This is a genomic window from Novilysobacter erysipheiresistens, assembly GCF_036663935.1.
Taxonomy (GTDB): Bacteria; Pseudomonadota; Gammaproteobacteria; order Xanthomonadales; family Xanthomonadaceae; genus Novilysobacter; species Novilysobacter erysipheiresistens.
This window is the reverse complement of the sequence record NZ_JAXGFP010000007.1, coordinates 136,454-154,585: the sequence shown is the minus strand read 5'-3', so window position 1 is coordinate 154,585 and position 18,132 is coordinate 136,454. Positions and strand designations below refer to the sequence as shown.

Here is an 18,132-nt window from a genome sequence, read left to right as displayed (position 1 = left end):
CCCGGCGGCGCGACCGGCGCGATGCGAGCAGGCACAATAGCCGGCTCGCCCCTACGGAAGCCGACGATGCAATACCCCGAATGGATCTGGCACAACGGCGCGATCAAGCGCTGGGAAGACGCCACTACCCACGTGATGGCGCACGCCCTGCATTACGGGTCGTCGGTGTTCGAGGGCATCCGCAGCTACGACACCTTCATCGATGGCCGCCCCAACGGCGCAGCGATCTTCCGCCTGACCGACCACAACACGCGCCTCTACGCCTCGGCCAAGATCTACGACATGCCGATGCCCTACAGCGTGGCCGAGATCAACGCCGCCTGCCGCGAGGTGATCCGCCGCAACGGCTTCAGCAAGGCCTACCTGCGGCCATTCGCGTTCCGCGGCCTCGGCGGCTTCGGCCTGTCGGCCGATACCCCGGTCGACATGTCGGTGGCGGCCTGGCTGATGGGTCCGTACCTCGGCCCCGGCGTGCTCGAGACCGGCATCGACGCCTGCGTGTCGAGCTGGCAGCGGTTCGCCCCCAACACCATCCCGGCCGGGGCCAAGGCGGGCGGCAACTACCTGTCCGGGCAGCTGGTCGCTCGCGAGGCACGTCGTCTCGGCTTCGGCGAAGGCATCGCGCTGGCCTCGACCGGGCTGCTGTCGGAAGGCGCCGGCGAGAACCTGTTCCTGGTGTTCGACGGGGCGTTGCACACGACCCCGGTCAGCGCCGCGCTGCTCAACGGCATCACCCGCAACTCGATCATCCGGTTGGCCCGCGACGCCGGCATCGAGGTGGTCGAGCGCGACCTGCCGCGCGAGTACCTGTACCTGTGCGACGAGCTGTTCATGTGTGGCACCGCCGCCGAGATCACCCCGATCCGCTCGGTCGACGGCCGCCAGATCGGCGCCGGCAAGCCGGGGCCGCTGACCCAGCGGATCCAGTCGCTGTTCTTCGGGTTGTTCGATGGCAGCACCCCTGACAAGTACGGCTGGCTGGAGCCGTTGGACGCGTAGCCGCTCCTAGAGTGACGCGGGCGGCGCGTCGAACGTCAGCGTCGCGACCACGCCCTGCACTTCGCCGGGCGTGACCCGTACCTCCCAGCCATACAGCGCGCACAGCCGCCGCACGATCGACAGGCCGATGCCGCCGCCCTGCGAATGGCCGGCGTGGGTGCCGCGGTAGCCGCGCTCGAACAGCTTGGCGGCATCCTCGGCGCTGAGCCCGGGACCGGAGTCGATCACCTCGACCGCGTTCGGCAGCATCCGCACGATTACCTCGCCGCGGGTGGTGTACTTGACCGCGTTGCCGATCAGGTTGCCCAGCGCGACCGCGATCGCCGCTTCCGGCGCATCCACCACCAGGCCGTGCTCGCCTTCCAGCCGCAACTCCAGCGGCTTGCCGGCGACCTGGGTGCGGTGCACGTCGAGCAACTGCTCGGCGATCCGCGCGACATCGGTCGCGCCGTGCCCGCGCTCGTTGCGCGACAGCAGCAGCAGCGCGCTGATGAGGTCGGTGCACTGCTGCTCGGCGCGCTGGATCCGTTGCAGGCGGTTGCGGGTCTTGTCGTCGATGTCCGGTCGCGACAACAACAGCTCGACCGCGCCGCGGATCACCGACAACGGCGTGCGCAGTTCGTGGCTGACATCGGCGTTGAATTCGCGATCGCGCTGGACCACGTCGGTCAGGCGTTTGGCGTAATCGTCCAGCGCCTCGGCCAGCTGGCCGACCTCGTCGTCGGGGAAATGCGCGGCGAGTGCCTCGGGCTCGGCGCTGCGGCCGGACTGCTTGAGCCGCCGCGCCAGTTCCGATACCGGGCTCATCACCCGCGACGCCGCCCACCAGCCGACCAGCAGCGACAACAGGGTGAACAGCAGCACCGACCCGTACAGCGCGCGGTTGAACTGCGACTCGCCACGCGCCGTCTGGGTCATGTCGTAGGCGAGGAAGAACCAGGCATCAGGCGTCTTGCGCACGGCGAGCTTGTAGGTGAACTTCTCGCCGGCCTCATCGACCCCGGTCATGGTGACGATGCCGTCGGACAGTTCGTACCACTCTGGCCGATTGATCCGCACCGACTCGAACTTGTCGGGGGTGTAGACGAACGCGCGTATCTGGTCGACCGGGAACTCCGGGTTCGCCGGGTCCAGTTCGAACTGGCGCGCGGCCTCGGCAATGTTGCGGTTCATCATGTCCTCGACCAGCTGGTTCTCGACCCGGGTGCGGGTCCAGTTGGTCGCGTACGCGAACAGCGTGGTCAGGCCGAAGCCGAGCAGGACGAAGGCGAGGATGATGCGGCTGCGCAAGCGCCGCCGGTAGCGCAGGTGCCGCTTCGGGGCGGCGGCGGTCGACGCGGTGTCGACCGGTTCGGGCGCAGCGTCAGTTTGCGGCATCGAGCTCGGCGATCCGGTAACCGATGCCATGGCGGGTCTGGATCAGCTGGGTCGGGAACGGCTTGTCGACCACAGCGCGCAGGCCGTGGATGTGCACCCGCAGCGAATCCGAATCCGGCAGTTCCTCGCCCCACACCCGGGTCTCCAGTTCCTGCCGGGTGACCACCGCCGGGCTGGCTTCCATCAGCGCCTGCAGGATCTTCAGCGCGGTCGGGTTGAGCTGCAGCAGCTTGCCCTGGCGACGCACTTCCAGCGTATCGAGGTTGTATTCCAGGTCGGCGGCATTGAGTACCCGGGTCTGCACCCCGCGGCCGCGGCGCGACAGCGCGTTGAGCCGGACCTCGACCTCCTGCAGCGCGAACGGCTTGATCAGGTAGTCGTCGGCGCCCGAATCGAAACCGGCCAGCTTGTTGTCGAGGCTGTCGCGCGCGGTCAGCATCAGCACCGGGGTTTGCTTGCGCGCCTCGTTGCGCAGCTTGCGGCAAACCTCCAGGCCATCGAGGCCGGGCAGGTTGAGGTCGAGCACGATCGCGTCGAAGTCGTGGACCACCGCCAGGTGCAACCCGGTGATGCCATCGGCGGCGAAGTCGACGGTGTGGCCGCGGTCTTCCAGGAAGTCGCCGAGGTTGGCGGCGATGTCCTGGTTGTCTTCAATCACGAGAATGCGCATCGGGTCTTCCTGTATGTGGGCGCGCGGGACAACCACCCCATTCGGGCGATGATGCCAGAGCGCAATCCGTTGAAGCATGCCCTGTTCACCCGTGACGGCGCTGTCAGCCGGCGCGAAAGCGGTGCAAACAAAAAACCCAGGCGCGGTGCCACCGCGCCTGGGTCAAAGGGTGTTGCCCCGATACCGCCACTTGGGGTTCCGTGCCGATGACCTGGGTCGGCGGCCTCGAAACCGGGCAAAGCTGCGGTTTGGAGAAGGCTACCCAGCCGTCGATTAAACGACTGTTAAGTGCGTCGTAAAAAATATGTTAAACACCGGCGAATCCGACAAAACACCAATCTATTCAACGGGTTATTTCTTGTCCGCCGCACGTTTCGCCGTGCGGCGACGATGCCGTTCTGCGACGTACTCGACGATCGCGCCGGCCACGTCGACCCCGCTGGCGTCCTCGATGCCTTCCAATCCCGGCGAGGCGTTGACCTCCAGCACCAGCGGCCCGCGACGCGAGCGGATCAGGTCGACGCCAGCCACGCCGAGGCCGAGCACGCGGGCGGCGCGGATTGCCGCATCCTGCTCGGCGACGCTGGCCTTGGCGCCCTTGGCGCTGCCGCCGCGGTGCAGGTTGGAGCGGAAATCGCCCTTCGGCGCCTGTCGCTTCATCGCCGCCACCACCTTGCCGCCGACCACGAAGCAGCGCAGGTCGGCGCCCTTGGCTTCGGGGATGAACTCCTGCACCAGGAACTGCGCGTACAGGCCGCGCAGGGCTTCGATCACGCCTTTCGACGCCGACAGCTTCTCGGTCAGCATCACTCCGGCGCCCTGGGTGCCTTCGTTGAGTTTGATCACGTGCGGCGGCGGTCCAAGCATCGACAGCAGGTCGGCGGTGTCATCGGGGTTGTCGCCGAACACCGTCGCCGGAAGGCCAATGCCCTGCGCCGCCAGCAACTGGTGGCTGCGCAGCTTGTCGCGCGCGCGCAGGATCGCGTCGGACGAGTTGGGGGTGAAGCTGCCCATCAGTTCGAACTGGCGCAGCACCGCGGTGCCGTAGCGGGTCACCGAGGCGCCGATGCGCGGGATCACCGCGTGGTAGCCGGAGATCGACTGGCCCTTGTAGCGCATCGCGAAACCGTCGCAGTCGATCCGCATGTAGCAGCGCAACGGGTCGAGGATGCGGACGCTGTGGCGTTGCTCGCGCGCGGCCTCGACCAGGCGCCGGGTCGAGTACAGCTTGGTGTTGCGCGACAGGATGGCGAGTTTCATCGGCGTCAGGTCCGCGGGGTGACGGGGGGAGTTCCGGTCGCGGCAGCGACGCGGCCATGCAGGAACGAGCGTGCCGGATCGACCGTGAAGACACGCGCCATCGCGCTGCGGCCGAGCAGCATCGGGAACGCCATGCCGTGGCGATCGGTCAGGTTGATGTCGATTTCGCGTTCGACCCCGGCCACCCGCAACGGCGTGCGCACGAACGCGCGCAAGCTGGTGTGGCCGCCCGAATCGGTGACCTCGCGTTCGTCGACGATCGCGCTGGCGCATTCAATGGTGGCGGCGTTCTCGCCGGGGGTCAGGCGGAACCCGACCCAGGGCGCGCCGGCCTCGACGAACCGCCATTGCGCATCGACATGCAGCGCCGAAGTGCGCGCGCCGCTGTCGACCTTGGCCCGGATCGCGGCGATGCGCAGCCCGGGCAAGGCGACCCATTCGCGCCAGCCGAGCGCGACGAGTGGGGAGGACGGTGATGCCGACATCGAAGCCTCCGCGCCCGGTCCGGGCGGTCGCCAATCCGTTCCGAGTGAACCATCCCCGGAGCAACGACAACGCGAACAAGCAAAAACGGCGGCCTCGTCGCTTGATCGAGGCCGCCGCATATCTGGAGCGGGTGAAGGGAATCGAACCCTCGTCAGTAGCTTGGGAAGCTACAGCTCTACCATTGAGCTACACCCGCGTGGCGCAAAGTCTAAGGCAGCGGCGCGGGAACGGGAAGCAAGCCTCAGAACCGGCTGCCGAAGGTGGCGAACACGGTGGCGTCGTGGCCGCCGGTGCGACCGACGCTCAGGCTGCTGCCGATATTGGCGTCGAGCCCGAACAGTTGCGTGCGCGCACCGAACATCACGGTGCCGTAGCTGTCGTCGAACGCCACGCCCGGGACCGCGTAGCCCATGGTGCCCGGCATCGACTGCAGCCGCGCGAACGCCTGCTCCGGATGGTCCTCGAACTCGCGGTCGACCGTTGCCCGCGCGTACGGCTGCACGTGCGCGCCGTCGTAGCGCAGCTGCCAGCCGGCGCTGCCGATCATCGAGTCGAAGCTCTGCTCCGGGTACGCCAGCGAGGTCGACAATTGCGGATCGCTTTCGGCGAACTCGTCAATCTCGATCTTCTGCGTCAGCAGTCCCAGCACCGGGCCGTGGCGCAGCGCGCCATCACCAAACTCCCAGCCGCCGTTGACACCGAAGCTGACATTGCTGCCATCGACGTCGGCGCGGTGGACCCGCGTCGACTGGCCGAGGTTGGCGTTGCGCTCGATGTCGAAGCCGAGCTGGGCATAGCTGGCCTGGGCGTTGATCCAGCCACCGGCCTCGGAGGTCCAGCCGAGGTAGCCGCCGATGCTGGCTTCGCTCTGGTCGAAGCTGCCGCCACGGTTGCCCCAGTCGCGGCCCTGCTGGCCATAGCCGCCGAACCCGCCGTAGGTCAACGCGCCGCTGCGCCAGTCGACGCCGATCGTCAGCGCCGGACCGACGCCGTCGTACACCCGGCCGTGGTCGTAACGCTGGAAGTCGCCGCGCACGTCCGCCCACCAGCGCATGCCGTCGCCATCGGCGGGCACCGCCAACTGCGCGGCGACACGGTCGGCGCGCGCGCGACCGGTGACCGACGCGGAATTGGCCAGCACCGCGACCTGTCGCGGCGCCTCCAGCACCGAGGCGGCGTAATCGGCGATCACCTCGTGGGCGGCGCCGGTCGGATGCACGCCATCGGCGAACGCATAGCTGGTCGCGGCGTCGGGCGACACGTAGGTATTGGGGTTGCAGGTCAGCGACTGCGCGGTGATCTGCGGCTGGCAGGCGGTGCCGGTGATGTTGCTGAAGCCGAACGCCGCCGGGTCCGCCGCGACCTCCTGGAACAGGTGGAAGGTATCGAGCGGGATCACCCGCAGCCCGGCCTGGGCGAACGCGCCGAACAACGCGTCGTTGTAGGCCGCCGCCAGCTGGGTGCCGGCACCCTGCGCCGCCGGCCCCTGGGCGCGGAAGCCCGGGGTCAGGCCGATGTCGGGAATGGTCGGCACCAGCACGTACTGGGCGCCGGCCGCCTGCAGGCCACCGACCACGCCGACCTGCGCCGCCACCGCCGCGCCGATCATCGGCGCCGGGTCACCGCCGGCGCCGGCGGTGGCAACCGCGGCGAACACGTCGTTGTTGCCGCCCCACACCGTGTACAGCGCATTCGGGTCGGCGACGCCGCCGGTCGCACCCAGGTAGGTGCCGAGCTGGGTTGCCAGCGACGGGGTCGGGCCGAGCTGGCCGACCACGTCGGTGCCGGCGCGGGCGCCGCCGTAGGCATAGTTGCTGCCGCCCTGGTTGGCCGGGGTGGCGTCGGTGCCGTAGAAATCGGCCAGGTACTCCGACCAGACCAGCGCCGGGTTGGTGGTGAACTTGCCGACCAGCACCGCGCGCGGATCCTGCTGGACCAGGATCGGGCGGAACGAGCCGGCATCGGTCAGGCTGTCGCCGAAGAACACCGTCTGCGAGTACGGGCTGTCATTGGAGGCGGGCGTGGCCTGCGCGAACGCGGCCTGCGACACGGATGCACTCGCCAGCGCGAGGGCGACAGCCAGGGCGGTGCGGACGGGATTGATCATCGGGAGCTCCTGCAATGGGCGGAATATCGGAGTGACGCACCCGGCAGACATACGCCGGCGGACGGAGTGCATCGAAGCACGCGCGCCCGCGGCAGGCAAGCCACCACGGTCATGCACGCATCGGCCACTGGCCCGCCGGCTCCGGTCGCGGGACAATGCCGGGATGGACATCACCCTCAACGGCGAGCCACGCGCGCTCGCCACACCGGCCACCATCACCGAACTGTTGCAGGCCGAAGGACTGGCCGAACGCCGGGTCGCGGTCGAGGTCAACGGCGAGATCGTCCCGCGCGGCCGCCATGGCACGCATGCCCTGGCCGACGGCGACAAGATCGAGATCGTGCACGCGCTGGGCGGTGGTTGAGCGGCAGCACGTCGCGCGCCTGCGGTGCGATGCGATAATCACCGGATGACCGCATCCGCCTCCCCCCGCTCCGAACCCCTGCTTTCCGAACCGCTCGTCATCGCCGGCAAGTCCTACCGCTCGCGCCTGCTGACCGGCACCGGCAAGTTCAAGGATCTCGACGAGACCCGCCGCGCCACCGAGGCCGCCGGCAGCGAGATCGTCACCGTCGCGATCCGTCGCAGCAACATCGGCCAGAACCCCGGCGAGCCGAACCTGCTCGACGTGCTGCCGCCGGACCGCTACACGATCCTGCCCAACACCGCCGGCTGCTACACCGCCGAGGAAGCCGTGCGCACCTGCCGGCTCGCGCGCGAGCTGCTCGACGGCCACCAGTTGGTGAAGCTCGAAGTGCTGGGCGACCAGCGCACGCTGTTCCCCGACGTGGTGCAGACCCTCGCCGCCGCCGAGACGCTGGTGAAGGACGGTTTCGAAGTCATGGTCTACACCTCCGACGACCCGCTGCTGGCCAAGCGGCTGGAGGAGATCGGCTGCATCGCGGTGATGCCGCTGGCGGCGCCGATCGGATCCGGCCTGGGCATCCAGAACAAGTGGAACCTGGTCGAGATCGTCGAAAACGCCAAGGTGCCGATCATCGTCGACGCCGGCGTCGGCACCGCCTCGGACGCCGCGATCGCGATGGAACTGGGTTGCGACGGCGTGCTGATGAACACCGCCATCGCCGGAGCGCAGGACCCGGTGTTGATGGCGCACGCGATGAAACTGGCGATCGAGGCCGGCCGCGCCGCATTCAAGGCCGGTCGCATTCCGCGCAAGCGTTTCGCCAGCGCATCCTCGCCGGTGGACGGGCTGGTCGGCTGATGTCGGGCAGCGAGCCGCCGAAGAAGACCGCGCCGCCCAAGCCGTTCACCGTCACCGAGGGCCATCGGCAAATCCGCAGCTTCGTGCTGCGCCAGGGCCGTTTCAGCCCGGCCCAGCAGCGCGCGTTCGAGCAGCAGTGGGCGCGCTTCGGCATCGACTACACGGGCCAGCCGCGCGACTTCGACGCGGTGTTCGGCCGCAGCGCGCCGCGCATAGTCGAAATTGGATTTGGCAACGGCGAGGCGCTGCGCTTCGCCGGCCAACACGACAAGGACCGCGACCTGATCGGCATCGAGGTCCACGCCCCCGGCGTCGGCCGCCTGCTTAATGCGCTGGCCGCCGACGACGCGCATAACGTGCGGGTCTACCACCACGACGCGGTCGAGGTGTTGGCCAACGAAGTCGCCGACGGCAGCCTCGACGAAATCCGCATCTATTTCCCCGACCCGTGGCACAAGAAGCGCCACAACAAGCGCCGGCTGGTGCAGCCCGCGTTCGCCGCGTTGCTGGTGCGCAAGCTCGCTCCGGGCGGCCGCTTGCACCTCGCGACCGATTGGCACGACTATGCCGAGCAGATGTGGGACGTGCTCGACGCGACCGCCGGCATCGTCAACCGTGCCGGGGAGCGCGGCTCGGTGCCACGGCCGGACTGGCGCCCGCAGACGCATTTCGAGACCCGCGGCCAGAAGCTCGGCCACGGTGTGTGGGACCTCCTCTACGACCGCTGCTGATGCGCTGCTGACCCAAGAAGGTTGCCCGACCCGGCATGGACACCGCACTGACGCTCACCACCGATATGAAGCTCGTCCTCGGGCTGGTGGGCTTCACGATGGCGATGTTCCTGTTCGAGCGCATCCGCGCCGACGTCGTCGCGCTGGTGGTGCTTGTGCTGCTGGGCCTGTCGGGACTGGTGTCGCCGGACGAGATCTTCAACGGCTTCTCGTCCAACGCGGTGATGAGCATCATCGCCACGATGATCCTCGGCGCCGGGCTCGACCGCACCGGCGCGCTCAACCGCCTGGCCGCGTGGCTGTTGCGACGCGCACACGGGGTCGAGTCGCGGTTGATGCTGCTGACCGGCGCGGTCGCCGGCCTCAACTCCTCGATCATGCAGAACCCGTCGGTGATGGCGCTGTACCTGCCGGTCGCCTCGCGGTTGTCGTCGCGCACCGGCCTGCCGCTGCCGCGCCTGCTGTTGCCGATCGCGATCGCGATCGTGATGGGCGGCACCCTGACGATGGTCGGCAACTCGCCGCTGATCCTGCTCAACGACTTGCTGCTGTCGGCCAACAGCAACCTGCCGTCGGGCGTGGCGACGCTGGAACCGCTGAAGATGTTCGCGCCGCTGCCGATCGGCCTGGCGCTGCTGGCGGCGGCGCTGGCCTACTTCCACTTCTTCGGCGACCGGCTGCTGCACGAGGAGAACGGCAAGGGCGCGACTCCGGCGCGGACCCAGAGCTATTTCGCCAACGCCTACGGCATCGAGGGTGACGTCTACGAGTTGACCGTCACCGCCGACAGCCCGCTGGTCGGGATGTCGCTCGGCGAGGCCGAGACCCTGCACGGCGCGCCGCTGATCCTCGCGCTCAAGACCAAGGACGACTCGCGGCTGTCGCCGCCGGCCGATGCGCGTATCTGGGTCGGCAGCGTGCTCGGGGCGATGGGGTCCAAGCAGGAGGTCATCGACTTCGCCCAGAACCAGATGCTGCGGCCGAGTTCGCGACTGCGCAATTTCGGCGACCTGTTCAATCCCAGCCGCGCCGGCATCTCCGAGGCGGTGATCCCGGCGACCTCCAAGTTCATCGGCAAGACCGCGCGCGACCTGCAGATGCGGCGGTCGATGGGCCTGAGCCTGCTGGCGATCAATCGCGACAAGAAGGTGATGCGCGAAGACGCCCGCGACGTGTCGCTGCGCGCTGGCGACATGCTGGTGCTGCACAGCATCTGGACCGAGCTGGCCGACGCCGCCAAGGGCAAGGACCTGGTGGTGGTGACCGATTATCCGAAGGGCGAGCAGCGCCCGCACAAGCTGAAGATCGCCCTGGGCATCTTCGCGGTCGCACTGCTGCTGGCGCTGTCGTCGCGACTGCCGGTGTCGATCGCGCTGATGACCGGCGTCGCCGGCATGCTGATCGCCGGGGTGATCCACATCGACGAGGCGTATTCGGCGATCAACTGGAAGACCGTGTTCCTGATGGCCTGCCTGATCCCGCTGGGCTGGGCAATGGACTCGTCCGGCGCCGCGGCGTGGGTGGCCGGGCACAGCATCTCGCAGCTGCCCGGCGGCACACCCAACTGGTTGCTGCAGCTGGTACTGGGGCTGCTGACGACGTTGTTCTCGCTGGTCATCAGCCACGTCGGCGCGACCATCGTGATGGTGCCTCTGGCGGTGAACCTAGCCCTCGCCGCCGGCGGCGACCCGACCGCGTTCGCGCTGATCACCGCGTTGTCGGCGTCCAACAACTTCATGACCGCGTCGAACCCGGTGATCTCGATGATCACCGGCCCGGCCGGCTACACCGGCAAGGAGTTGTGGCGCGTCGGCGGGCCGTTGTCGTTGATCTATACCGGGATCGCGGTGCTGATGGTCAACCTGTTGTTCTGAGGCAAGCATTTTTGTAGGAGCGGCTTTAGCCGCGATGTGGAATCGTTCGCCCGCGCCGATTTCCGATCGCGGCTAAAGCCGCTCCTACAACGACGCCGCGCGTTTCAGCCAGACCGCGCCGTCGCGGACTTCGACCGCCACTGCCCGCAACGACTCGCCGCGACATGGCCCGGCCAAGCACTCGCCGCCCTGCAACTCGAAACTCGCGCCGTGCGCGGCGCACACCAACCAGCCGTCCGTGCTCTTGAGGAACTGCCCCGGCGCCCAGTCGAGGCGACGACCGGCATGCGGGCAGACGTTGAGCCAGGCACGCACGGCCTCGCCGTCGCGATACAGCACCAGCGATTCGGCGTCGCCGTCGAGATTCGCTTCCACTTCGGCAAAGCCACCCTCGGCGAGGTGCTCCAGCGCGATCAGCGGTGCCGTGTCCATCACCGCAACCCCATCGCGAACGGCGCTTTGCGGGCATCGGACGCGGCAATGCTTAACGGAGTTCTCACAACTTCACCCTCGGCTGCACCGATACTGACGCGTCCGGCGTTTTCGCCGCATTGTCTCACGACGTACCGAATGACCAGCCAGACCTTCCGCTTCGATACCCATCAGTTCCAGTCGCGCGTGCGCTCGGCGTTCGAGCCGCGCAAGCCGCGCCATCGCCTGCTGCGCGTCGCGTTCGGCGTGGTCGGGCTGGCCTTGCTGGCGGTGCTGGTGGCGTTCGGGGTCGTGGTCGGTGCGGCGATGCTGGCCGCCGGCCTGGTGTATCGGTTGTGGCATGGCCGTGCCAGCCAAGATCCGCGCGTGGTCGAGGCCGAGTACCGCGTCGTCGACAAACCCCTGCTCAATCGCTGACCGGGTCGCGCCAGCCCATGCCCGACGTCATCGCGGCGCCGCCGCAGGTCCGACTTCCGGTTCGCTCCGCCGATGGCGACACCTTCCCGGTGCGAAGGATCTATTGCGTCGGGCGCAACTTCGCCGACCATGCGCGCGAGATGGGGGCCGTGGCGCCCGCATCGAAAGCCGAACGCGGCTCACCGGTGTTCTTCTGCAAACCCGCCGACGCACTGGTGGTCGACGGCGTGGTGCCCTACCCGCGTGGCACCCGCGATCTGCACCACGAGGTCGAACTGGTGGTCGCGCTCGGCGCCGATGCGCCCGCCGGCGTGCTCGACCCGGCCGCTGCGGGCGCGCTGGTATTCGGGTATGGCGTCGGCCTGGACCTGACCCGCCGCGACCTGCAGGCCGCGGCCAAGGCCAAGGGCCTGCCGTGGGACACCGGCAAGGCGTTCGACCACTCCGCACCGGTCAGCGAGCTGGTCCCGGTCGCCGAAGTCGGCGAGCTGGCGACGCGGACGCTGACCTTGCAGGTCAATGGGCGGACCCGCCAGCACGGCGCGTTCGCCGACCTGATCTGGGACGTGCCGGAGATCCTGCACGAGTTGTCGAAACTGTATGCGCTGCGCGCCGGCGACCTGGTGTTCATGGGCACCCCGGCCGGGGTCGGGCCGCTGCAACCGGGCGACCGCTTCCATGCCAGCCTCGACGGCGTGGTCGAACTGCACGGCCACATCACCGCCGCCGATACCGCCGACATCGCGGGCTGATGCGGTAGGCTTCAAGCGCTACACACCCGCTTCTCATTACGACGGAGATCGAACATGAGCATGGTCAGCGAGTTCAAGGCATTCATCGCACGCGGCAACGTCCTCGACCTGGCGGTCGCGGTCATCATCGCCGCGGCGTTCGGCAAGATCGTCACCGCGCTGGTCGACGGCATCATCATGCCGATCGTCGGCATGGTCATGGGCGGGGTCGATTTCTCGCAGTTGTTCTTCGCCCTCGACGGCAACGACTACGCCAACCTCGCCGCCGCGCAGGAAGCGGCGGCGCCGGTGATCACCTATGGCGCGTTCATCCAGACCATCATCGACTTCCTGCTGATCGCCTTCGTGATCTTCATGATCATCAAGGCCTACAACCGCATGATCAAGAAGGAAGCGGCGGCCCCGGCCGCGCCGGCCGAGGAGATCCTCCTGCTGCGCGAGATCCGCGATTCGCTCAAGCGCCCGGGCCTCTGACCGCTGAAGTGCCACACGCGGCACAACGCCGCGTGACTTGAGGCACGCCAACCCGAAGCCGCGAGTTGTTACGCTCGCGGCTTCGTCTGTATTCGGGCCACGGGCCTGCAGGAGATCCGATGCGCTTGCCATTGCTGCTGGGCACCACCCTGGCCACCTCGCTGATGCTCGCCGGCACGTTGCACGCCGCGCCGAAGGACACCACCATCCCCGCGCCGGCGATCGACACCGCCGTGCAACTGCGCGAGACCGCGCTGGCCAGCGATCTTGGCTACAGGATCACCGAGTCGCTGACCACCGAGGTCGGCCAGCGACTGGCCGGCAGCGAGGCCGACGCGCGCGCGGTGGCGTGGGCCAAGGCCAAGTTCGAGGAACTGGGCTACGACAAGGTCTGGACCGAGCCGGTCACCTTCCCGAAGTGGGAGCGTCGCAGCGAGAGTGCGCAGGTGCTCGGCCCGCATTCGCAGTCGCTGGCGATCACCGCGCTGGGCGGCAGCCCCGGCGGCACCGTCACCGGCGAGGTCGTGCGCTTCGCCGACCTGGCCGCGCTGGAAGCCGCGCCGGCGGGCTCACTGGACGGCAAGATCGCCTTCATCGACTACAAGATGGAACGCGCCCGCGACGGCAGCGGCTACGGCCCGGGTTCGCGCACGCGCTCGGGCGGGCCGTCGGCGGCGATCCGTGCCGGCGCGATCGGCTACGTCATGCGTTCGGCCGGTACCGACTCGCACCGCAACCCGCACACCGGCATCACCCGCTTCGACGAGGGCCTGACCCCGATTCCGTCGGCCGCGCTGGCCGCGCCCGATGCCGACCAGCTGACCCGTCTGCTGGCGCTGGGCAAGCCGATCGAGCTCAAGCTCGCGCTGGACGTCGGCTGGAACGGCGAGGCCACCTCGTACAACGTGATCGGCGAGATCACCGGCAGCAGCAAGCCCGACGAGGTCGTGCTGATCGGCGGCCATCTCGACTCCTGGGATCTCGGCACCGGCGCGATCGACGACGGCGCCGGCGTCGGCCTGACGATGGCCGCCGGCAAGCTGATCGGCGATCTGGAGACCGCACCGGCGCGCAGCATCCGGGTGGTCGCGTTCGCCAACGAGGAGCAGGGCCTGCATGGCGGCAAGGCCTACGCCGAGGCCCACGCCGACGAACTGGAGCAGCACCAGATCGCCGCCGAGAGCGATTTCGGCGCCGGCCGCATCTACGCCTTCAGCACCGGCGCGCCCGAGTACGCGCAGGGCGCGGCCAAGACGATCGCGCAGGTGCTGGCACCGCTGGGCATCGAGTTCGCCGGCGACGCCGGTGGCCCCGGCCCCGACCTCAGCCCGTTCGCCGCCGACGGCATGGCGTGGGCACGGCTGGCCCAGGACGGCACCGACTACTTCGACTACCACCACACCCCGGACGACACCTTCGACAAGATCGACCCCGAGGCGCTCGCGCAGAACGTCGCCGCCTATGCGGTGTTCGCCTACCTGGCCGCCTCGGCCGACGGCGACTTCGGCAGCAAGCCGGCCGACGGAGACACCGCCGGGGATTAAGCTGTGCCGATGCCCCAGCGCTACGACGATTTTGGTGACATCGCGGTAGATCCGATCACCGGCCTGTACCGGCTCGGCGCCAATGGCCCGAGCCTGGCCACCGCGCTGGCTGCGGCGGGCGCGACCAAGCGCATGGTCGCGCTGCTGCACATCGACATCGACATGTTCCGTTCGATCAACGCGAACATGGGGGAGGACGTCGGCGACCAGGCACTGGCCGCCGCCGCCCAGAGGTTGCGCAAGGCGATTCCGTCCGACTGCTGGTTGTGGCGGCTGACCAGCGACGAGTTCATCGCCGGGATCGGCTACCGCGCCGGCGAGCTGGACGGCGCCGGCCTGGCCGAGCTGCTGCGCGATGCGTTCGAGACACCGCTGTCGATCCCGCCCTACACCCTGCCGATGACCCTCTCGATCGGGGTCGCGGTGTTTCCCGACCATGCGCGCGATGCCGCCGGCCTGCTCGCCAAGGCCGAACAGGCGCTGCGCCAGGTCAAGGCCGAGGGCCTGGACAACGTCGGCCACTATTCCGCCCAGCCCGCGCGCGGCCCTTCCGGCGACGGCTTCGCCGAGCGCTTCGTCGGCGCGCTCGACAACAACGAGTTCCGGCTGTTCTACCAGCCGCTGGTCAGCGCCCACGACGGCGGCCTGACCGGTTTCGGCGCGCTGCTGCGCTGGCAGACGGACAACGGCCTGCTGCGGCCTAACCGGTTCATGGACATCGTCGAACGCGTCGGCCTGTCGGCGCGGCTGGGCAGTTGGGTCATCGACACCGCGGTCCGGCAGCTCGCCGACTGGCGCGCGCAGGGCCTCGACTACCTCAGCATGTCATTGCACCTGGACGGATCGATGCTGACCCGGGACGACTGCCTGGACCACATCGGCGAATTGCTGCACCGCCACGACCTGCCCGGCCACGCGCTGGAGTTCGAGATCGCAGAGAACGTGCTGGCCACCGACGCGCGCCAGGTCTACGACACTCTTGCCGGCCTGCGCGCGCGCGGCGCGACCCTGACCGTGCAGGACTTCGGCCTCGGCGGCCTGAGCTTCGCCGCGCTCGCGCAGTATCCGCTCGACCGGCTCAAGATCGACCGCAGCTTCATCCGCAACGTCGCCAGCGACACCCGCAGCGCGGCGATCGTGCGCGGCATCATCGCGATGGGCCACCGGCTGGGCATGAAGGTCACCGCCAAGGGCGTGGAGAACGAGGCCGAACTCGGCTTCCTGCGCCGCAACCATTGCGACTTCTTCCAGGGCTACCTGTTCAGTGCGCCGTTGCCGGCCGACGAGCTCGACGACCTGATCCGGCGCCGCTTCCTGCTGCCGGGTGCGTTCGCCGCGACCCGTCCCGAGCGCACCCTGCTGCTGCTCGACGACGAGGAAAACGTGCTGCGCTCGCTGGTCCGCCTGTTCCGACGCGACGGCTACCGGATCCTCACCGCCAACAGCGTGAGCGAGGCGTTCGATCTGCTCGCCAGCAACGCGGTGCAGGTGATCGTCTCCGACCAGCGCATGCCCGACATGAGCGGCACCGAGTTCCTCGGCCGCGTGCGCGACCTGTACCCCGACACGATCCGCCTGGTGCTGTCGGGCTACACCGACGTGGCCACGATCACCGAGGCGATCAACCGCGGCGCGATCTACCGCTTCCTGACCAAGCCGTGGAACGACGAGGAACTGCGCGAGCACATCCACGCCGCGTTCCGCGCCTTCGAGCGGCGCGCGGCAGGCGAAGCCGGTTATTGAGTTGTCGCGCCGGTCGCCTCGTCCTGCGCGCCGGCCGGCTGCACCACCGGCAGCACCACCCGGAACGTGGTGCCGGCGCCGAGCCGGCTCGACACCTCGATGCGGCCGTGGTGCTTGGCGATGATCCGGTAGCAGATCGCCAGCCCCAGGCCGGTGCCGCGACCGATCGGCTTGGTCGTGTAGAACGGGTCGAAGATCCGCTGCAGCGATTCCTCGGGGATGCCGCAGCCGCTGTCGGAGATGTTGATCCAGGCCTCGCCTTCCTCGGCGCCGGTCGCCAGCACGATGGTGCCGCGCTCGGCGATCGCCTGGCCGGCGTTGATCAGCAGGTTCATCAGCACCTGGTTGATCTCGGAGGGGTGGCACTCGACCAGCGGCAACGGGCTGTAGTGCTTCTCGACCCGGACCTTGTACTTGAGGTCGTTCCAGACGATGTTGAGGGTCGACTCCAGGCCTTTCTCGAGGTCGGACGGGCGCATCGCCTCGTTGCGGCCGACGTGGGAGAAGTCCTTGAGGTCCTGCACGATCTTGGTGACCCGCTCGATGCCTTCGCGCGACTCCGACAGCAATTGCGGCAGGTCGCCGGCGATGAAGTCGATGTCGAGGCGTTCGCGCATGCGCTTGACCACGTCGCGGCACTGCGCCGGGTCATCGGCGGCGAGCGCGTTGGCATAGCCCTCGATCAGCGCCAGCAGCGCGCCGGTGTACTCCTGCAGCGTGCCCAGGTTGGAATGCACGTAGCCGATCGGGTTGTTGATCTCGTGGGCGACGCCGGCGGCGAGCTGGCCGATCGAGGCCATTTTCTCCGACTGCAGCAGTTGCTCCTGGGCGCCGGCCAGGCGCTGGTAGGTGCGCTGCAGTTCGTCGTGGCGTTGCTGCAGTTCGTACTCGCGCGCCGAACGCACGGAGACATCGGTGAAGGAGACGAACTGGCGGCCGACATGCGCCTCGGCGCCGCAGAACACCTTGACCTCCAGCACGAACTGCTGCTGCGGCGGCGGCTGCACGATCGAGACCTCGTCGATCCAGCGGCCATCCTCGCTGGCGCTGGCCCAGCCATGCGGCGGGACGCGTTCCAGCAGGTCTTGGGGGCCGGCGTCGGCGCGCAGGCGCCGGGCCAGGATGCGGGCGGCGTCGTTGGCGTGCGCCAGTTGCCCGTCGGAGTCGAGCAGCAACATCGCGGTGTCGGCCATCGCCAACACCCACAGCATGTCCTCGCTCCAGTCGTTCGTTGCGGTCGGTGCGTCGGGTTCGCTCATCCCACTCCGAGACAGCGCACCTGCGGACGTGCGCCGGATTGTCCACCGGCATCGTACACCCCGGTCGAGTCGACGCGACCCAGGTGGCGCAGCGCCCAGGTCACCTCGCGGCGGCGACGGGCCAGCAACACGCTGTTGGCGCGATTGAGCTCGCTCAGTGCGCTGACCCGGGCCGGCGCATCGCCGGCCAGCGGCAGCGACTCGACCCGGCGCAGCGCGCTGAGCTTGGCCGCGGTCGAGCTGACCAGCGCATCGACATCGTGCGCCAGCAGCGCCGCGCGCTCGGCCTGCAGTGCATGCTCCAGGCAATCCAGTGCCGCCAGCGAGGCGGCCGGGGCCGACGGCGTGGCGGCCGCGTTCACGTGCCGAGCTCGCTTTCCAGCGCCAGCATCCGGTTGGCGACCTGCTGCGGGTCGACCCGGTAGCTGCCATCGGCCAGCGCCGCGCGGATCTCGCCGACCCGGGCCGCATCGATGCCGGCCGGGCTGGCGGCCAGTTCCTGCTGCAGGACCTGCAGGCCAACGGCCTGGCCGGTCAGCTTCATGCTGTCGGCCGGCGGCACCGCGGCCACCGGCTGCGAGCGGTCTTCGCCCGAGCGCAACTGCGCCGGGCCGGTGGCGGCCAGCTCCGCGGCCCGCACGGCTGCGGGCGGGGCGCCGTCGATCTTGGTGGTCATCACACTGCTCCTGATGGCTCGGTCGAACCCGGTAACGGCTCTCCCCCAGGGAACTTTAGCGATGAGCTGAACGCGATGCCAAATCGCGGTTTCAAAACGGGTGTCT

General features: G+C 68.9%; 19 protein-coding genes and 1 tRNA gene. 10 read left to right on the top strand and 10 right to left on the bottom strand.

Annotated features, from left to right (window positions below; all coding sequences use genetic code 11):
- The first annotated feature begins 66 nt into the window (after nt 1-66).
- Complete coding sequence (locus SNE34_RS13450) at nt 67-999, top strand: branched-chain amino acid transaminase (protein ID WP_332618072.1); 933 nt, start codon at nt 67-69, stop codon at nt 997-999.
- A 6-nt stretch (nt 1,000-1,005) separates the two neighbouring features.
- Here the strand turns inward: SNE34_RS13450 and SNE34_RS13445 are convergent, their stop codons facing one another.
- The 6 genes from SNE34_RS13445 to SNE34_RS13420 form a co-directional block, all read right to left on the bottom strand.
- A complete protein-coding gene (locus SNE34_RS13445; RefSeq protein ID WP_332618070.1) occupies nt 1,006-2,376 on the bottom strand; it encodes a sensor histidine kinase in 1,371 nt (456 codons plus the stop codon).
- A complete protein-coding gene (locus SNE34_RS13440; RefSeq protein WP_332618068.1) occupies nt 2,363-3,046 on the bottom strand; it encodes a response regulator transcription factor in 684 nt (227 codons plus the stop codon). Before SNE34_RS13440 ends, SNE34_RS13445 begins: the two co-directional genes overlap by 14 nt.
- Before the next feature lie 351 nt (nt 3,047-3,397).
- Nucleotides 3,398-4,306 (bottom strand): 30S ribosomal protein S6--L-glutamate ligase, encoded by a 909-nt coding sequence (gene rimK / locus SNE34_RS13435; protein ID WP_332618066.1) that lies wholly within the window; start codon nt 4,304-4,306, stop codon nt 3,398-3,400.
- Nucleotides 4,307-4,311: 5 nt separating this feature from the next.
- Nucleotides 4,312-4,791 carry an ATP-dependent zinc protease family protein gene (locus tag SNE34_RS13430; protein WP_332618064.1) on the bottom strand — a complete coding sequence of 160 codons (480 nt, stop codon included), beginning with the start codon at nt 4,789-4,791 and terminating at the stop codon, nt 4,312-4,314.
- A 123-nt stretch (nt 4,792-4,914) separates the two neighbouring features.
- Nucleotides 4,915-4,988: transfer RNA gene (locus SNE34_RS13425), tRNA-Gly, on the bottom strand.
- A 45-nt stretch (nt 4,989-5,033) separates the two neighbouring features.
- A complete protein-coding gene (locus tag SNE34_RS13420; protein WP_425604548.1) occupies nt 5,034-6,842 on the bottom strand; it encodes an autotransporter domain-containing protein in 1,809 nt (602 codons plus the stop codon).
- 220 nt (nt 6,843-7,062) lie between these two features.
- Here SNE34_RS13420 and thiS point away from each other — a divergent pair, with 220 nt between their 5' ends.
- From thiS to SNE34_RS13400, 4 genes are read left to right on the top strand one after another with little or no spacing between them, the layout of a single operon-like run.
- Nucleotides 7,063-7,263: a sulfur carrier protein ThiS gene (gene thiS, locus SNE34_RS13415; RefSeq protein ID WP_332618060.1), complete on the top strand. Its 201-nt coding sequence runs from the start codon at nt 7,063-7,065 to the stop codon at nt 7,261-7,263.
- Between the two features lie 45 nt (nt 7,264-7,308).
- On the top strand, nt 7,309-8,124 hold the full coding sequence (locus SNE34_RS13410; RefSeq protein ID WP_332618058.1) for a thiazole synthase: 816 nt from the start codon (nt 7,309-7,311) through the stop codon (nt 8,122-8,124).
- Nucleotides 8,124-8,855: a tRNA (guanosine(46)-N7)-methyltransferase TrmB gene (gene trmB / locus SNE34_RS13405; RefSeq protein ID WP_332618056.1), complete on the top strand. Its 732-nt coding sequence runs from the start codon at nt 8,124-8,126 to the stop codon at nt 8,853-8,855. Before SNE34_RS13410 ends, trmB begins: the two co-directional genes overlap by 1 nt.
- 35 nt (nt 8,856-8,890) lie before the next feature.
- A complete protein-coding gene (locus SNE34_RS13400) occupies nt 8,891-10,729 on the top strand; it encodes an SLC13 family permease (RefSeq protein ID WP_332618054.1) in 1,839 nt (612 codons plus the stop codon).
- An 84-nt stretch (nt 10,730-10,813) separates the two neighbouring features.
- Here SNE34_RS13400 and SNE34_RS13395 read toward each other — a convergent pair whose 3' ends face one another.
- Nucleotides 10,814-11,161: a Rieske (2Fe-2S) protein gene (locus SNE34_RS13395; RefSeq protein ID WP_332618052.1), complete on the bottom strand. Its 348-nt coding sequence runs from the start codon at nt 11,159-11,161 to the stop codon at nt 10,814-10,816.
- Between the two features lie 138 nt (nt 11,162-11,299).
- Between SNE34_RS13395 and SNE34_RS13390 the strand changes: the two genes are divergently transcribed.
- From SNE34_RS13390 to SNE34_RS13370, 5 genes are all read left to right on the top strand, one after another.
- Nucleotides 11,300-11,578, top strand: a complete 279-nt coding sequence (locus tag SNE34_RS13390; RefSeq protein WP_332618050.1) for a hypothetical protein — start codon at nt 11,300-11,302, stop codon at nt 11,576-11,578.
- A gap of 17 nt (nt 11,579-11,595) precedes the next feature.
- Nucleotides 11,596-12,330: a fumarylacetoacetate hydrolase family protein gene (locus SNE34_RS13385; RefSeq protein WP_332618048.1), complete on the top strand. Its 735-nt coding sequence runs from the start codon at nt 11,596-11,598 to the stop codon at nt 12,328-12,330.
- A 54-nt stretch (nt 12,331-12,384) separates the two neighbouring features.
- On the top strand, nt 12,385-12,804 hold the full coding sequence (mscL, locus tag SNE34_RS13380) for a large conductance mechanosensitive channel protein MscL (protein WP_332618046.1): 420 nt from the start codon (nt 12,385-12,387) through the stop codon (nt 12,802-12,804).
- Between the two features lie 119 nt (nt 12,805-12,923).
- Complete coding sequence (locus SNE34_RS13375; protein WP_425604544.1) at nt 12,924-14,348, top strand: M28 family peptidase; 1,425 nt, start codon at nt 12,924-12,926, stop codon at nt 14,346-14,348.
- Nucleotides 14,349-14,357: 9 nt separating this feature from the next.
- Nucleotides 14,358-16,091, top strand: a complete 1,734-nt coding sequence (locus SNE34_RS13370) for an EAL domain-containing protein (RefSeq protein ID WP_332618044.1) — start codon at nt 14,358-14,360, stop codon at nt 16,089-16,091.
- Here the strand turns inward: SNE34_RS13370 and SNE34_RS13365 are convergent.
- Genes SNE34_RS13365 through flgM form a run of 3 tightly spaced genes read right to left on the bottom strand, consistent with a single transcriptional unit; the run spans nt 16,085 to nt 18,026 of the window.
- The gene (locus SNE34_RS13365; RefSeq protein ID WP_332618042.1) at nt 16,085-17,350 is read right to left on the bottom strand and encodes a sensor histidine kinase; all 1,266 of its coding nucleotides are present in this window, start codon (nt 17,348-17,350) and stop codon (nt 16,085-16,087) included. The genes SNE34_RS13370 and SNE34_RS13365 overlap by 7 nt on opposite strands.
- Complete coding sequence (locus SNE34_RS13360) at nt 17,347-17,712, bottom strand: flagellar protein FlgN (RefSeq protein WP_425604543.1); 366 nt, start codon at nt 17,710-17,712, stop codon at nt 17,347-17,349. Before SNE34_RS13360 ends, SNE34_RS13365 begins: the two co-directional genes overlap by 4 nt.
- Entirely contained in the window at nt 17,709-18,026 is a 318-nt protein-coding gene (flgM, locus tag SNE34_RS13355; protein WP_332618040.1) for a flagellar biosynthesis anti-sigma factor FlgM, read from the bottom strand. Before flgM ends, SNE34_RS13360 begins: the two co-directional genes overlap by 4 nt.
- Nucleotides 18,027-18,132: the final 106 nt, after the last annotated feature.

Excerpts from the sequence above, each read along its gene's own strand:
- SNE34_RS13450 (WP_332618072.1), top strand. The coding sequence starts at position 67 with ATGCAATACCCCGAATGGATCTGGCACAACGGCGCGATCAAGCGCTGG.
- SNE34_RS13445 (WP_332618070.1), bottom strand. The coding sequence starts at position 2,376 with ATGCCGCAAACTGACGCTGCGCCCGAACCGGTCGACACCGCGTCGACC.
- SNE34_RS13440 (WP_332618068.1), bottom strand. The coding sequence starts at position 3,046 with ATGCGCATTCTCGTGATTGAAGACAACCAGGACATCGCCGCCAACCTC.
- rimK (WP_332618066.1), bottom strand. The coding sequence starts at position 4,306 with ATGAAACTCGCCATCCTGTCGCGCAACACCAAGCTGTACTCGACCCGG.
- SNE34_RS13430 (WP_332618064.1), bottom strand. The coding sequence starts at position 4,791 with ATGTCGGCATCACCGTCCTCCCCACTCGTCGCGCTCGGCTGGCGCGAA.
- thiS (WP_332618060.1), top strand. The coding sequence starts at position 7,063 with ATGGACATCACCCTCAACGGCGAGCCACGCGCGCTCGCCACACCGGCC.
- SNE34_RS13410 (WP_332618058.1), top strand. The coding sequence starts at position 7,309 with ATGACCGCATCCGCCTCCCCCCGCTCCGAACCCCTGCTTTCCGAACCG.
- trmB (WP_332618056.1), top strand. The coding sequence starts at position 8,124 with ATGTCGGGCAGCGAGCCGCCGAAGAAGACCGCGCCGCCCAAGCCGTTC.
- SNE34_RS13400 (WP_332618054.1), top strand. The coding sequence starts at position 8,891 with ATGGACACCGCACTGACGCTCACCACCGATATGAAGCTCGTCCTCGGG.
- SNE34_RS13395 (WP_332618052.1), bottom strand. The coding sequence starts at position 11,161 with ATGGACACGGCACCGCTGATCGCGCTGGAGCACCTCGCCGAGGGTGGC.
- SNE34_RS13390 (WP_332618050.1), top strand. The coding sequence starts at position 11,300 with ATGACCAGCCAGACCTTCCGCTTCGATACCCATCAGTTCCAGTCGCGC.
- SNE34_RS13385 (WP_332618048.1), top strand. The coding sequence starts at position 11,596 with ATGCCCGACGTCATCGCGGCGCCGCCGCAGGTCCGACTTCCGGTTCGC.
- mscL (WP_332618046.1), top strand. The coding sequence starts at position 12,385 with ATGAGCATGGTCAGCGAGTTCAAGGCATTCATCGCACGCGGCAACGTC.
- SNE34_RS13375 (WP_425604544.1), top strand. The coding sequence starts at position 12,924 with ATGCGCTTGCCATTGCTGCTGGGCACCACCCTGGCCACCTCGCTGATG.
- SNE34_RS13370 (WP_332618044.1), top strand. The coding sequence starts at position 14,358 with ATGCCCCAGCGCTACGACGATTTTGGTGACATCGCGGTAGATCCGATC.
- SNE34_RS13365 (WP_332618042.1), bottom strand. The coding sequence starts at position 17,350 with ATGAGCGAACCCGACGCACCGACCGCAACGAACGACTGGAGCGAGGAC.
- flgM (WP_332618040.1), bottom strand. The coding sequence starts at position 18,026 with ATGACCACCAAGATCGACGGCGCCCCGCCCGCAGCCGTGCGGGCCGCG.